Below are 14,467 nucleotides of genomic sequence, written 5' to 3' on the forward strand. Positions count from 1 at the left end.
CACCCCCTCCCGAGCGCCCCCCGTCCCCACTCGGGCGGGGGGCGCCCGTGCGCCTGTGGTTAGGATGGCACGCGTTTTTCCCGGCCCGTCCACGGCGCCGGGCCTGCCGCCGACCACACCGAGGGGGAACGGGTGTCGGGATCGTTCAGCGTGGACGTCCAGCAGTTGGACGCGCTGGCCAGGGAGTTGAAGGAGAGCGTCGCGGCGATGACCGCCGCCCGGCACTCCATGGAGACCACCGGTCCGAGGACCACCGGCAGCAAGAACCTGGACCACGCCTGCGACGACTTCCAGGACAAATGGGGCTACGGGCTCCAGCAGATCCGGGAGACCGCCGAGGCCGTCACCCAGGGCCTGGAGGCCACCGCCAAGGCCTACCGCGCGACGGAGGACGCCCTGAGCGGCATGTTCCGCGGCGCCCTCGACGGCGGCGCGGGACCGGGGCCGCGGCCGGGGCCGGGCCGGATCGAGCACGGCGGCGGCCAGCACCTGCCGCCGGACCCGCGGTCGCTGGACGGCGGACCGGCGCTCCTCCCCGACCACGGCCAGGGGCACGGCCAGGGCGCGGGCCCCGGGGACGTGCAGACCATGCCGTACCGGCTCCGGCCCGGCGACTGGCGGCCCCAGGGGCCGGACACGGTACCGATCGACCACGGCGACGGCTCCGCGGAGTTCGTCCGCCGCGACGACATCCGCACGGTCTGAGGGGGATCCGCAGATGACCGGCTTCACGCTCGACCCCGACTTCCCCGCGCTCGGCTTCGACCCCGCACCGGGCAACCCCGGCAACGTCGACGCCCTGGTCATGCAGCTGACCTCGTCGGCCCGGCACCTGGAGGCCGCCCACCAGACCCTCCGCCGGGTCACCGGCGGCGGCACCGACTGGCAGGGCGACGCCGCCCGGGGCTTCAGCGCCCGCGTCGCGCCGCTGCCCGCCCAGCTCGACGCCGCCCGCCGGTCCTTCGAGGACGCCGCCCGGCAGCTCGACGGCTGGCGCGCCGACCTCGACGGCATGCAGTCCAAGGCCCGCGCCTACGAGCACGAGGCCGAGCAGGCCCGCGAGCGGATGAAGCGGGCGGAGGGCAATCCCGACCTGGACCTGGCCGGCCACGTCTTCGACAACGACGCCGACCTCGCCGCCGCCCAGTCCCGGCTGGACGCCGCCAACCGCGAGCTGGAGGCCGCCTCCCAGGCGCTCGGCGAGATCCGGGCGCAGGCCATGGACCTCGCCGGCCAGCACAAGGACCTCGCCGACCGCTGCGCCGCCGCGATCCGTCGCGCCGCAGAGGGCGCCCCCGACGGCCCCGGCCTCTTCGACCGCCTCGCCGACGGCATCAAGGACCTCGTCACCCTCCAGCTGCGGATGGCCAGGTCCGTCGCCGACTTCGTCAAGAACCACGCCAACGCCATCGCGGCGGTGGGGGACATGCTTTCCACCGCCAGCACGCTGGTGGGCGTGGTCGGCACCGCGATCGATCTTGTCGGCTGTGCCTTCCCTCCTGTGGAGCCCGTCGGACTCATGCTCAATGCGACGTCAGGTGTGCTCGGCCTGGGCGCTCTGGGCTTCCATGCGGCGGCCAAGGCGGGTGGGGCGGACGTGTCCGGCAGCACTCTCGCCCAGGACACGTTCGGTGCCCTGTCCTTCGGGTTCGGCGACGGCATCGCGGTTGCGGGACGAGTCGGGATGGCGGCACCCCGGGTCGTCCGCGCAGCAGCCCAGGGGGAACTGGTCACAGGCGGAACGGGATTCCTCCTCAACACCATGTCCTTGAAGGACATGGTCGGAGATCCTCACACCCTCGGCTACTTCCAGCCGAAGGGCAAGCGCCAGCATGACGAGTACGCCGTCACCACGGTTCTCGGCTCCCCTCTCGCGGGAGGCCTCCTGGTCGGCTTCCAGAACGCCTGGCACGACGGCAGCAAGAAGGACGCCGCTGCTGCGGATCAGCGGGGGAAGTGATGAACCTCGACCGGATCGCCGCGCTCTTCGACGGCCGCCCCCGCGTGGACTCCTCGCAGTACACGATGGACGGCCCTGAGCTTCTGTGGATGTCCTACCTGTACGGCTACCGCTACGAAGGGCTGTCTCCCCTCAAGAACGGGGCGCTGTTCCACTTCGTCCGCGATGATTCAGCCTCTGCCCGGCGGAGGGCCGCCTGGATGCGCGCTCCGCACCTCGATCCGACGTTTCCCCCGCCGGTCTCCTGGTCCATGGGTGCACCGTGGGGCTGGACGCCGCCCGGCTGGCACCCTGGAGCGAAGGTCGCCCTGCCGACCCGGGAGGAGCGTGCCGACCTCCTCTCGCTCGTCATGGTCGACAGGGGAAACTCCCGCTACTTCTGGGGTGTCCTGGCGATGGTTGCGGGCGGTGGCGCCGTCGCCGCCTGGGGGCGCGGCCCCGGTTTCTGGCTGGTGTGGGCCGTCGTCGTTGCTGCTCTCTTCGTCTGCACCCTCATCGGCACGGTCTTCGTCCCGCGTCGTCATGCGGCCGGTGCTGCCAGGGCCAGAGCCAGGCTGGGCATCGGAGACGCATCCGTCGGGGCAGGCTCCCCACCTGGCCCGCCGCCCGCGACACTGCGCTGAACGCCACAGAGAAAGGCCGGTGACGGCATGCCCGACTATCAGGTCGTTTTCGACCTTCCGCCGGACTTCCACGACCTGGCGATCGGTGCGGATCCCGACGAGGTCCGCACCGCACTCGTCCACCGCATCGGCGCCGAACGGGTCGAGGACATTCCGGCCTTCGTGCTCAAGGGACTGCTGACCGACTATGAGCAGTCCTCGCGGCTCATGAGGGAACTGGGAATCTTCCATGCCTCCACCGCGCTCGGCAGGGTCAGAGACCATCCCTCGGCCTCCTCTCTCTTCCTGGCCCATACGGAAGCGGACTGCACCGACCCGGAGGTCGCCGTCGAGGGTGTCCTTCGCATCCGGGGGCGCGGACCCGGGTCGGAGAACCGCAAGGTCCAGCGGTACGACCTGCCGTGCGGCCCGGCGGCGATCACCGTCGAGGCCGCACCCGGCATGGTGATCCCTGCGGAGTTGACCGAGTCCGGTGAGGACGAGCCGGTGACCGTGGCCACGCTGCAGGCGTGGATCCCGGTGCCGGCGGCGGCCGACCCGGCCCGGCGGAGCCTGCTGGTCGTCACCTTCACCACGCCCAGCGTGCAGGACTGGGAGGTCTACTGCCCGGTGGTCGTGGACCTGCTGCGCAGCCTGCGGTTCGTCACGGACGGGCACGGCGGCGGGGACGGCGGGGGCACAGGCGGGTACGGCGGCGGCCAGGGCGGGCCGGCCGTTCCGGCCCCGGCCGGTGACGGGGCGTCCCGGATCGCCGCCGCGTTCGGCTGACCCGGCGTCAGTCCGCCTGCCGTGCCCGGGCCGGCGCCCCGTCCGGGCGCCCCTCCCGGCGTCCTCCGGCCGGTACGCGCCCGCCCTCCGGCCGGCCCGGTCCTCCTGGACCGGACCGGCCGGACCCGGGCGGGTCAGACCAGGCTGTCCCGCCAGGCCTGGTGGAGGTCGGCGAAGCGGCCCGCGGAGCCGATCAGGCCGACGGGGGTGCCGTCCTCGACGACGCGGCCCTGCTCCATGACCAGCACCCGGTCGGCGATCTCCACCGTGGAGAGCCGGTGGGCGATGATCACCGCCGTGCGGCCCGCCAGCACGGTGCGCATGGCCTCCTGGACGGCCCGCTCGCCGGGCACGTCCAGCGACGAGGTGGCCTCGTCGAGGATGAGGACGGCCGGGTCGGCGAGCAGCGCGCGGGCGAAGGCGACCAGCTGCCGCTGGCCCGCCGAGATCCGTCCGCCGCGCTTGCGCACGTCGGTGTCGAAGCCCTCCGGCAGCGCGGCGACGAAGTCGTACGCCCCGATGGCCCGGGCGGCCTCCTCCACCTCCTCGCGGGTGGCCCCGGGGCGGCCGACGGCGATGTTGTCGGCGACCGTCCCGGAGAAGAGGAAGGACTCCTGGGTCACCATCACCACGCCGCGGCGCAGGTCGGGGGTGGAGAGCCGGCGCAGGTCCACGCCGTCCAGGGTGATCCGGCCGTCCGTGGGGTCGTGGAAGCGGGCCAGCAGCTTGGCGAGCGTGGACTTGCCCGCGCCGGTCGCGCCGACCACGGCGACCGTCTGCCCGGCGGGCAGCACCAGGTCGAAGCGGGGCAGCACCTCCTTGCCGTTCCGGTAGGCGAAGGAGACGCCCTCGAAGGCCACCTCGAGCCCCTTGGCCGACGCCTCCGGCCGCTCCGGCAGCCGCTCGGGCTCGGCGGGCTCGGCGACGGTCGGCTCGTGGGCCAGCAGGCCGGCGATCTTCTCCAGGGCCGCGGACGCCGACTGGTAGCTGTTGAGGAACATGGCCAGGTGGTCGATGGGGTCGAACAGCCGCCGCAGGTACAGCACGAAGGCGGCCAGCACGCCCAGCCGCAGGCTCCCGTCGGCGACCAGGTACGCGCCCCACAGCACCACGGCCGTGATCCACGCGTTCGCGGTGGCGCGGGAGGAGGCGACGAAGCGGGCCATCGCGAGCAGTCCGTCCGCGTTGGCCGTCGCGTACTCGGCGTTGACGACGCCGAACGCCTCGTCGTTGGCCTGCTCCCGGCGGAACGCCTGCACCGGCCGGATGCCGTTCATGGTCTCGGTGAAGCGGACGATCACCGTCGCCACGGCGGTGCGGGAGCGCCGGTACACCGTGCGGGACCGGCGCCGGAAGGACCGGGTGAGCAGGTACACGGGCACGAAGGACGCCAGGGAGGCGAGGCCCAGGCGCCAGTCCATCACCAGCAGCAGCACCGAGATGTAGGTGACCGACAGGGCGACCGAGAGCAGCTCCTGCAGGCCCTCGTTGAGGAGCTCCCGCAGGGCGTCCACGTCGCTGGTGGCCCGGGAGATGATCCGTCCGGAGGTGTAGCGCTCGTGGAAGTCCAGGCTGAGCCGCTGGGCGTGCCGGAAGATGCGGCCGCGCAGGTCCAGCAGGACGTCCTGGTTGATGCGGCCGGAGAGCCGGATGAAGGCCCGCTGGAGCAGGGTGCCCAGCAGGGCGCAGCCCAGGTAGGCGGCGGTGACGGCCACCAGCGGGCCGGATTCGCTGCGGCGCAGCGCGGGGATGGCCCGGTCGATGGCGACCGACACCAGCAGCGGCCCGGCCTGGAGGGCTGCCTGCTGGACCAGGATCAGCAGCATGGCGACGGCGATCCGCCGCCGGTGGGGGCCCATCAGGCTGCGCAGCAGCGCGCGGGGGGCGCCCGGCGGGACGGGGATGTCCTCGTCCTCCCCGTGCGGGGGCCCGGCGTCGTCGGCGGCAATGCCGCCGGGGGTGTCCTCGGAGGTGCCGTCGGCGGGGGCGCCGGCCGGGGCCGCGGTCCCGGTGCCCGCGGGCTCCGGGCCGGGGCCGTCCCGCAGGGCGTCCGGCTCCGTCTCGGTGGTCGAGGTCATCGGGCCGTGCTCCTTTCCCGGACGGTGTCCGTCCTGCCGGTGCGGTCCGCAGGCTCCGTGCCCACCGTGCCCACCGCGCTCTCCGTGCCGTCCGCCCCACCGGTGCCGTCCGCGGTGTGCTCCCGGCCGGCCGGTTCGCCGGACATCAGCTCCCGGTAGGCGGGACAGGACCCCAGCAGCTCCTGGTGCGTGCCGACCGCGGCGATCCGGCCGTCGGCCAGCAGCGCCACCCGGTCGGCGAGCAGCACGGTGCTCGGCCGGTGCGCCACCACCAGTGCCGTGGTGTCGGCGAGGACGTGGCGCAGGGCCTCCTCCACCAGGGCCTCGGTGTGCACGTCCAGCGCGGACAGCGGGTCGTCGAGCACCAGGAAGGCGGGTCGGCCGACGACGGCGCGGGCCAGGGCCAGCCGCTGGCGCTGGCCGCCGGAGAGGCTGAGGCCCTGCTCGCCGACCTGGGTGTCCAGGCCGTCGGGCAGTCGGCGGGTGAAGTGGGCCTGGGCGGTGTCCAGGGCCCGGTCCAGCGCCTCCTGCCCGGCGTCGGGGGCGCCCATCAGGACGTTCTCCCGCACCGAGGCGGAGAAGAGCGTGGGCTCCTCGAAGGCGGTGGCGACCCGTTCGCGCACCTGCCGCCGGGACAGGTCGCGGACGTCGGTGCCGTCCAGCGTGATCGATCCGGCGGTGGCGTCGTACAGGCGGGGGATCAGGGCGGTGAGGGTGGTCTTGCCGCTGCCGGTTGCGCCCACCAGGGCCATCGTCTCGCCGGGCCGGACGTGCAGGTCGACGCCGCGCAGCAGGTCGGGGGAGTCCGGCGGCGCGTCGGGGTAGCGGAACCGGACGCCGGTGAAGCGGATGCCGTCCGGCGCGGCGCCGCCGGAGGCCCGGTCGGCCTGCGGCCGGCCCGCCCGGGCCCGGGCCGCGGCGGACGCGTCCTGCTCCTCGGCCTCGGGGGTGTCCATGACCTCGAAGAACCGGTCGGCCGCGGTCGCCGCCTCGTTGCTGTACGCCAGCAGCCAGCCCAGGGACTCCACCGGCCAGCGCAGCGCCAGCGCGGTGGAGAGGAAGGCGACCAGGGTCCCCGCGCTGAGGTGGCCGTGGGCGACCAGCACGCACCCCGTGCACAGGGCCGCGCCGAGCGCGACCTCGGGCAGGCCGACGACGACCGCCCACAGGTCGGCCAGCAGCCGCGCCTTGTGCAGCTCGGTGGAGCGCAGCTCGGACGCCTGCTCCCGGAAGCGCCGGGCCATGGTGCGGTGGCGGCCGAAGGCCTTGAGGATGCGGATCCCGAGGACCGACTCCTCGACGACCGTGGCGAGGTCGCCGATCTGGTCCTGGGCCCGGCGGGCGGCCCTGCTGTACCGGGCCTCGAAGTACGAGCAGAGCAGCACCAGCGGGGCGGCGGGCAGCACGAGGATCAGCCCGAGCCGCCAGTCCAGCGAGAACATGATGGCCACGCCGGTCAGGAAGGTCGCCGTGTTGACGATCAGGAAGACCAGCGGGAAGGCCAGGAAGAGCCGCAGCGTGAAGAGGTCCGAGGTGGCGCGCGACAGCAGCTGCCCGGAGGCCCAGCGGTCGTGGAAGGAGACGGGGAGGCGCTGGAGCCGGGCGTGCAGGTCGCCCCGCATGGTCCGCTCGACCCGGGCCAGCGGACGGGCGATCAGCCAGCGCCGGACGCCGAACAGTCCGGCCTCGGCCATGCCCAGCAGCAGGAGCAGGCCGGCGAGCGGCCAGAGCCCGGCGGTGTCGTGGCGGGCGATCGGGCCGTCCACGATCCGCCGCAGGACCAGCGGCACCAGGAGCGCCGCGCTGGAGGCGACCAGGGCGGCCGTGGTGGAGCCCGCCAGGAACCAGCGCACCGGCCGCACGTAGGGCCACAGGCGGAGCAGGGAGCGCACGGCGGAGCGCTTCGGCGCGGGTGCGGGCGCCGGAGCAGGGGACGGGGTGGCGGCTGCGGCCGGGTCTTCGGACATCGTTCGCGAGCGTACGACTCACCACCGACAAGCACACCCGGTTTTCCGGCCGCTCCGCCCGGGAGGGGGCCGCGGCGCGCCCGCGGCCCGGCGTGTCCCGGCACGGGAGGAGGGGCGCCGGACCCGCGGAGGACCGGCATGCGAAAGGCCGGGACGGCTCCGCCATCCCGGTGTGTCCCGTGCTGCGTGCTGGGCGTGCTGGGCGTGCTGGGCGTGCCGCCTGCTGCGGCCTGCCGGCCGGGGACGGCTACCCGTCCCGCCGGGCCCCCCGGCCCTGTGTCAGCCGCACCAGCCGGTGCCCGGAGTCGGACACGATGTCGATGCTGCTGATGTCCTCCGGCCGGGCCGAGGTGGAGGCGGGTACGGCGGTGGTGTCGGCGTAGCCCGACCCCCAGGTGCCCCCGGTCTCGGTGCGCCCGTCCCGGGTGTGCACCACCATGGAGCAGCGGATGCCCTGCGGCAGCCCGTCGAGCCGCAGCTCCACCTGGGTGCCCCACGCCTTGCGGACCAGGCCCGCCGTGGCGCCGACCCGGCTGGCGGGGTCGGTCGCGTGCAGGGTCGCCGCCGCCGGCTGCGCGGCTGCGGTGTCGCCGCGCGTCACCCCGAGGTAGACGGCGGCACCGGTGGCGCAGGCCGCCACCGCGACGGAGGCGGCGGTCAGCAGCCGCCTCGTCCTGTGGTCCCGGCGGTGCGAGACCGGCGCCGGCTCGTGGTGGGGAGCGGCGCGGTGCGACGGCGGTCCGCCGCGTGCCGAGGGGAGGACGGTCCCGCCGCCGCCCGGCGACGGGGGTGCCGGCTCCGCGGGCGGCCCGGCCGTCCGGGGCACCGCCGCGAGCCGGGGGAACGCCTCCGCGTCCTCCGCGGTCTCCGCCATCTCCTCGAACGGCGTGCGCCGCAGCAGCCCCGGCAGGGGTGCGAGCTGGACCAGCTCGTCCCGGCAGCGCGGGCATCCGTCGAGGTGCCGTTCGAGCGCGGCGCGCTCCCGGCCGTCGAGCGCTCCGAGCATGTAGGCGCCCAGAGAGACGCTCTCCTGGCACGTCATGGTGCTGTCACCCCTCGTTCCTCCAGCACGTTCCGCAGTGCGCGCAGCGCGTAGTAGCAGCGCGACTTGACCGTCCCCGCGGGTATGCCCAGGTGCTGGGCGGCCTCCGCCACCGTACGCCGCAGGTAGTACACCTGGACCAGGACCGCACGGTGGTCCGGCCGCAGCCCCCGCAGGGCCTCCGCCATCTGCCAGCTCTCCAGCATCCGGTCCAGCTCGTCCTCGCCGCGCCCGGGGGGCTCCTCCTCGCCGAGCGGGCTCTCCGGCGGACGCGCCTGCGTCCGGCGGAAGGCGGACACCACCAGGTTGTGGGCCACCGTGTGCAGCCACGGCCCGGCGCGCTCGGGGTCGAGGGTGGCCCGGTGCTGCCACGCCCGCAGGAACGTCTCCTGCACCAGGTCCTCCGCCCGCTGGTAGTCGCCGTGCAGCAGCCGCAGGACGTGTCCGAGGACAGAGCGTCCGTACCGCGCGTACAGGGCTCGCACCCACTCCGAGTCGCTGTGGGCCGTGATGGTCGTTGTTGCCGTGGCTGTCTGCTGCATGGGTCCAGTACGCCCGTTGCCGCAGAGTGGTTCAAGGCACCCTAGACTCCCTTAAGGATGACCTGAGGCTGAGGTTATGACGAGGGCTCAACCGCGCGCAGGAGCAGCAGCGAACGGCCCTCCAGCACGCGTTCCGCGCCCGCGGCGAGCACCTCGCCGGGGGCCTGCGCCTGCTCCTCCGCGGCGGTGTCCGCCACCGTGCGCCAGCCGCCGGCCCAGGGCCGGCCGGGCAGGGCGAAGGGCACGTCGCGGTGGGAGGCGTTCAGCAGCAGCAGGAAGCTGTCGTCCCGCACCGGCCGCCCCGCCGGGTCGCGCTCCGCCATGTCGCTGCCGGACAGGAACATCCCCAGCGTCCCGGTGTGCTCGTACCAGTCCGCCTCGGTCATCTCCCGCCCGGCGGGCGTGAACCAGGCCAGGTCCCGCAGGCCGCCGGGGTGCCCGGGCCGCCCGGAGAAGAACGCCCGCTGCCGCAGCACCGGGTGCTCCCGGCGCAGCCGGACCAGCCGCCCGGCCAGGTCGGCGAGCGCCCGCCAGCCGGGGTCGTCCAGGAGCGACCAGTCGACCCAGCCGGTCTCGTTGTCCTGGCAGTAGGCGTTGTTGTTGCCGCCCTGGGTGCGGCCCATCTCGTCGCCGGCGACCAGCATCGGCACGCCGGCGGAGAGCAGCAGGGTGGCCAGCATGTTGCGCAGCTGGCGGCGGCGCAGCGCGGTCACCTCCGGGTCTGCGGTCTCCCCCTCGTGGCCGCAGTTCCACGACCGGTTGTCGTCGGTGCCGTCGCGGTTGTCCTCGCCGTTGGCCTCGTTGTGCTTGCGGTCGTAGGAGACCAGGTCGCGCAGGGTGAAGCCGTCGTGCGCGGTGACGAAGTTGACGGAGGCGTAGGGGCGGCGGCCGCCGCGCTGGTACAGGTCGGAGGAGCCGGAGAGCCGGTAGCCGAGCTGCCGCACGTCGGGGTGGGCGCCGCGCCAGAAGTCCCGCACGGTGTCCCGGTAGCGGTCGTTCCACTCGGCCCACAGCGGCGGGAAGCCGCCCACCTGGTAGCCGCCGGGGGCGACGTCCCACGGCTCGGCGATCAGCTTCACCCGGCTGAGCACCGGGTCCTGGGACACGGCGGCGAGGAACGGGGAGTCCATGTCCACGCCGTCGCTGCCGCGGGTCAGCGCCGCCGCCAAATCGAAGCGGAAGCCGTCCACGCCCATCTCGGCGACCCAGTAGCGCAGCGAGTCGGTGATCAGCCGCACCACGTGCGGCCGGCGGGTGTCCAGGGTGTTGCCGCAGCCGGTGTAGTCGGCGTAGCCGCGCCGGTGCAGCGGCGGCAGCCGGTAGTAGGCGGCGTTGTCGATGCCGCGGAAGGACAGCGTGGGGCCGCCGGCCCCGCCCTCCGCGGTGTGGTTGTAGACCACGTCCAGGATCACCTCGATCCCGGCCGCGTGCAGCGCCCGCACCATCCGCTTGAACTCGCCGACCTGCTGCCCCCGGGTGCCCGAGGAGGAGTAGCCGCCGTGCGGGGCGAAGAAGGCGAGGGTGTTGTACCCCCAGTAGTTGCGCAGGCCGCGGCGCTGCAGGTGGTCCTCGTCGGCGAACTGGTGCACCGGCAGCAGCTCCACCGCGGTCACCCCGAGCCGCACCAGGTGCTCCACGGCGGCGGGGTGCCCCAGCCCGGCGTAGGTGCCCCGCAGGTGCTCGGGCACGCCGGGGTGGCGCATGGTGAAGCCGCGCACGTGCACCTCGTAGAGGACCGTCTCCGCCCACGGCGTCTTCGGCCGCCGGTCGTCCTGCCAGTCGTCGTCGTCCTGCACCACCACGGCCTTGGGCACGTACGGGGCCGAGTCCCGGTTGTCGCGGACCGTGTCGGCCACGTCGGCCTCCGGCCAGTCGCGGACCGAGCCGCACTGGGCGTCGTGGGTGCGCGCGACGCCGTCGACGGCCCGGGCGTACGGGTCCAGCAGCAGCTTGGCCGGGTTCCACCGGGCGCCGGTCCACGGGTCCCAGCGGCCGTGCACCCGGAAGCCGTACCGCTGCCCCGGGGCGACCCCCGGCAGGAAGCCGTGCCAGGTCTGGAAGGTCTGCTCGGCGAGCGGGTGGCGGGTCTCGGCGCCGTCGTCGTCGAAGAGGCACAGCTCCACGGCCTCGGCGCCCGCCGCCCACAGGGCGAAGTTGGTGCCCGGGGTGCCGTCGGCCGCCGTCCGGTACCGGGCGCCCAGCGGCTGCCAGCTGCCCGGCCACGCGGGCTCCGGTCCCGGGTCGGGCTCCGGCGGCGCCGCGACCGGCCCGGTCGGGACGAGCCGCAGCTCGGTCCCCGGGCGTGGGTCGGAGCGGGCACGGCCCTCGTCCGGTCCGCCGCCGACCTGCTGCCATGCCGCCATGGCGCACCCTCCCGCCGTGGGGCGTCCCGTGCCCCGTCACTCCTTGTTTCCCCAGATCGGGGGCGCCTGTCACGCACGGAATCCGTCAGCGACCCTCCGTGACCGCTCCACCGCTTTGGGTGATGCAGCCGTGTCCTTGCGGGCGCCGGATCGTTGGGACGGTTGGCCGGGCGCCGGGCCCGGCCCGGTCGGCACCTGCGGGATCGGCCGTCCGAGTGAGTCCAGGGAGGCGCCGGGATGCACCCGGGAAGCACCGCGCGGGGCGGGCGCACCGCCCTCGCCGCGGTCGGCGGGGTCCTGCTCGTGCTGGCCGCACTGGCGGGATGCCGACCCGCCGACCCCGTGCACCCCTCCTCGGACGGCGCCGTCGCCGCCACCCCCGCGCCCCCGCGGGTCTCCCGCGCCGCCGTCACGGTCGTACCGGCCGACGGCGCCTCCGACGTCGCGCCGACCGGCTCCGTCCGCGTCACCGCCGAGCGGGGGCGGCTGACCTCGGTCCGGCTGGCGGACGACGGCGGGCACCCCGTCCCCGGCCACCTGGAGCCGGGCGGCGCAGCCTGGCTGCCCGACGCGCCGCTGGCGCTCTCCACCCGCTACACCGTGGACGCCACCGCCCGGGACGCCGAGGGCCTGGAGGCCGCCCGGCACGCCGTCTTCACCACCCTCGTGCCGAAGCACACCGCCGTCGCGTTCTTCACGCCCGAGGCCGGCTCGACGGTCGGCGTCGGCATGCCCGTCTCGCTGCGGTTCACCCGGCCGATCGCCGACCGGGCCGCGGTGGAGCGGGCGGTGCGGGTCACCGCGGACCCGCCCGTCCCGGTGCGGCTGCACTGGTTCGACGGCACCCGCCTGGACTTCCGGCCCAAGTACTTCTGGAAGCCCGGCACCCGGGTGCTGCTGTCGCTGCGCCTGCGCGACCAGCGGGTCGCGCCGGGCGTGTACGGGGTGCAGCGCAAGGACGTGCGGTTCACCGTCGGCCGCTCGCAGGTCTCCACCGTCGACGTCAGGGCCCGCACCATGACGGTGCGCCGCGACGGCGGCGTGCTGCGCACCCTGCCGATCTCGGCGGGCAGCCCGCAGCACCCCACCTACAACGGGTACCTGGTGGTGTCCGAGAAGTTCGCGGTGACCCGGATGAACTCCCGGACCGTGGGCCTGGGCAGCGAGTACGACATCCCCGACGTGCCGCACGCCATGCGGCTGACCGGCTCCGGCACCTTCGTGCACGGCAACTACTGGGCCCCCCGCTCGGTCTTCGGCGCCGAGAACACCAGCCACGGCTGCGTGGGCCTCGCCGACACCAAGGGCGGCGGCGCCGACACCCCGGCCGGCTGGTTCTTCGCCCACTCGCTGATCGGCGACGTCGTCCGCGTGGAGGGCTCCGACGACCGCACGGTCGACCCGGCCAACGGGCTCAACGGCTGGAACCTCCCCTGGTCGCAGTGGAGCCCCCAGCCCCGCTGACCGCGTCCCCCTGCCGGGCCCCGCCCGCTCCGCGGCCGCCCGCGCCCTCGCTCCGGGGCCGCCGCTGCCTGCCGTTATCCTCGGATGTCCAGCCGCGTGCAGGATCACGGCCCGGTGCAACCGGCCCGCTCCCCTGTGCGTGTAGTGAGGTGAAACCGGGAGGGGAGCACACACGTGAAGCCGGAACAGGCGGCAGCCGCCGCGATACGCCCGAGCGCCGTACGAGGCAGGAACCGGGGCGCCGCGCGGGGTGCGCTCGCCCTGCTCCTCGGCCTCCTGCTGGCCCTCGTCACCGCCTGCAGCTCCGGCGGGTCGAAGTCCTCGGACGCGTCCGGGGACAAGGGCGGCGCCGACAAGGGCGCCAGCCAGGCCGACAAGGCCGCCGCGCAGAAGACCTCCGACGCCGTGATCTCCATCACGCCCAAGGACGGCGCCTCCAACGTCCCGACCCGCGACGCCCTCAAGGTCACCGTCGCCAAGGGGAAGCTCACCTCGGTCAAGGTCACCTCGGAGTCCGGCGCGGCCGTCGCCGGCGCCCTCGCCGCCGACGGCAGCAGCTGGACGCCGGCCGACTCCCTGAACACCGGCGTCAAGTACCGGGTCGAGGCGCACGCCAAGGACGCCAAGAACCTGGAGGCGGTGGAGAACGCCACCTTCACCACGCTGACGCCCGCCAACACCTTCATCGGCTACTTCAACACCGAGCAGGGGCAGACCTACGGCGTCGGCATGATCGTCTCGCTGCGGTTCAACAAGCCGATCGCCAACCGCAAGGACGTCCTCGGCCACATCAAGGTGACCGCGAACCCCGCGGTCGACGTGGTCGGCCACTGGGTCGACGGCCAGCGGCTGGACTTCCGCCCCAAGGACTACTGGGCGCCCGGCACCCAGGTCACCCTGGGCCTGCGGCTCAACGGCGTCCAGGGCTCCCCGGGCGTGTACGGCGTGCAGTCCAAGGACGTGAAGTTCTCCATCGGCCGCTCGCAGGTCAGCCTGGTGGACGCCGAGAAGCACACCATGACGGTGCGCAAGAACGGCGCCGTGCTCCGGACGATCCCGATCTCCGCCGGGTCGCCGCAGAACACCACCTACAACGGCAGGATGGTGATCTCCGAGAAGTACACCGAGACCCGCATGAACGGCGACTCGGTCGGCTTCAAGGGCGAGTACGACATCAAGGACGTGCCGCACGCCATGCGGCTCACCACCTCCGGCACCTTCGTGCACGGCAACTACTGGGGCAGGCCGGGCATCTTCGGCGCCGAGAACACCAGCCACGGCTGCGTGGGCCTGCGCGACGCCAAGGGGGCGAAGGACCCGGGGACCCCGGGCGCCTGGTTCTTCTCCCACTCGCTGATCGGCGACGTGGTCGAGGTGGTCCACTCGCACGACAGGACCGTCGACCCGTTCAACGGCATCAACGGCTGGAACATGGACTGGTCGCAGTGGACGGCCGGCAGCTGACCGGCCCGTGGCCGCCAGGCCGCCCGCCGGGGCCCGGCCCGGAGCACCGCGAGTGCCCGGGGCCGGGCCCCGGCCGTGTCCGGGCCGCCGTGCCCGGCCCTCCGTCCCGGCCCCCGGGCGGCCACGCGCTAGGGTCGGCCCGGGCGGCACCCCGCCCGCACCGGACCCGTTCCGCACCACCCGCCCCGGAGGCCGC

11 protein-coding genes are annotated in these 14,467 nt (G+C 74.5%); 6 read left to right on the top strand and 5 right to left on the bottom strand.

The window, feature by feature from the left end; translation table 11 throughout:
• Window positions 1-132: 132 nt before the first annotated feature.
• The 4 genes from ACFY07_RS07970 to ACFY07_RS07985 are packed head-to-tail and all read left to right on the top strand — an operon-like array spanning window position 133 to window position 3,351.
• Entirely contained in the window at window positions 133-705 is a 573-nt protein-coding gene (locus ACFY07_RS07970; protein ID WP_390867870.1) for a WXG100 family type VII secretion target, read from the top strand.
• Between the two features lie 13 nt (window positions 706-718).
• The gene (locus ACFY07_RS07975) at window positions 719-1,960 is read left to right on the top strand and encodes a putative T7SS-secreted protein (protein ID WP_390867871.1); all 1,242 of its coding nucleotides are present in this window, start codon (window positions 719-721) and stop codon (window positions 1,958-1,960) included.
• Window positions 1,957-2,583, top strand: coding sequence for a hypothetical protein (locus ACFY07_RS07980; protein WP_230650813.1), 627 nt, complete (start codon window positions 1,957-1,959; stop codon window positions 2,581-2,583). Before ACFY07_RS07975 ends, ACFY07_RS07980 begins: the two co-directional genes overlap by 4 nt.
• A 27-nt stretch (window positions 2,584-2,610) precedes the next feature.
• Window positions 2,611-3,351 (top strand): hypothetical protein, encoded by a 741-nt coding sequence (locus tag ACFY07_RS07985; protein WP_390867872.1) that lies wholly within the window; start codon window positions 2,611-2,613, stop codon window positions 3,349-3,351.
• 134 nt (window positions 3,352-3,485) lie between these two features.
• Here the strand turns inward: ACFY07_RS07985 and ACFY07_RS07990 are convergent, their stop codons facing one another.
• The 5 genes from ACFY07_RS07990 to glgX all read right to left on the bottom strand — a co-directional run bounded on the left by ACFY07_RS07990 (window position 3,486) and on the right by glgX (window position 11,343).
• Window positions 3,486-5,429 carry an ABC transporter ATP-binding protein gene (locus ACFY07_RS07990; RefSeq protein WP_390867873.1) on the bottom strand — a complete coding sequence of 648 codons (1,944 nt, stop codon included), beginning with the start codon at window positions 5,427-5,429 and terminating at the stop codon, window positions 3,486-3,488.
• Window positions 5,426-7,396: an ABC transporter ATP-binding protein gene (locus ACFY07_RS07995; protein ID WP_390867874.1), complete on the bottom strand. Its 1,971-nt coding sequence runs from the start codon at window positions 7,394-7,396 to the stop codon at window positions 5,426-5,428. Before ACFY07_RS07995 ends, ACFY07_RS07990 begins: the two co-directional genes overlap by 4 nt.
• A 247-nt stretch (window positions 7,397-7,643) precedes the next feature.
• Window positions 7,644-8,438 carry an anti-sigma factor family protein gene (locus ACFY07_RS08000; protein WP_390867875.1) on the bottom strand — a complete coding sequence of 265 codons (795 nt, stop codon included), beginning with the start codon at window positions 8,436-8,438 and terminating at the stop codon, window positions 7,644-7,646.
• The gene (locus ACFY07_RS08005) at window positions 8,435-8,980 is read right to left on the bottom strand and encodes a sigma-70 family RNA polymerase sigma factor (RefSeq protein WP_230650828.1); all 546 of its coding nucleotides are present in this window, start codon (window positions 8,978-8,980) and stop codon (window positions 8,435-8,437) included. The genes ACFY07_RS08000 and ACFY07_RS08005 overlap by 4 nt, the downstream gene beginning before the upstream one ends.
• Window positions 8,981-9,054: 74 nt before the next feature.
• The gene (glgX, locus tag ACFY07_RS08010) at window positions 9,055-11,343 is read right to left on the bottom strand and encodes a glycogen debranching protein GlgX (protein WP_390867876.1); all 2,289 of its coding nucleotides are present in this window, start codon (window positions 11,341-11,343) and stop codon (window positions 9,055-9,057) included.
• Window positions 11,344-11,580: 237 nt separating this feature from the next.
• Between glgX and ACFY07_RS08015 the strand changes: the two genes are divergently transcribed.
• On the top strand, window positions 11,581-12,807 hold the full coding sequence (locus ACFY07_RS08015; RefSeq protein WP_390867877.1) for an Ig-like domain-containing protein: 1,227 nt from the start codon (window positions 11,581-11,583) through the stop codon (window positions 12,805-12,807).
• Between the two features lie 174 nt (window positions 12,808-12,981).
• The gene (locus ACFY07_RS08020; protein ID WP_390867878.1) at window positions 12,982-14,271 is read left to right on the top strand and encodes an Ig-like domain-containing protein; all 1,290 of its coding nucleotides are present in this window, start codon (window positions 12,982-12,984) and stop codon (window positions 14,269-14,271) included.
• Window positions 14,272-14,467 lie beyond the last annotated feature (196 nt).

The organism is Streptomyces sp. NPDC001380, assembly GCF_042895785.1.
Taxonomy (GTDB): domain Bacteria; phylum Actinomycetota; class Actinomycetes; order Streptomycetales; family Streptomycetaceae; genus Peterkaempfera.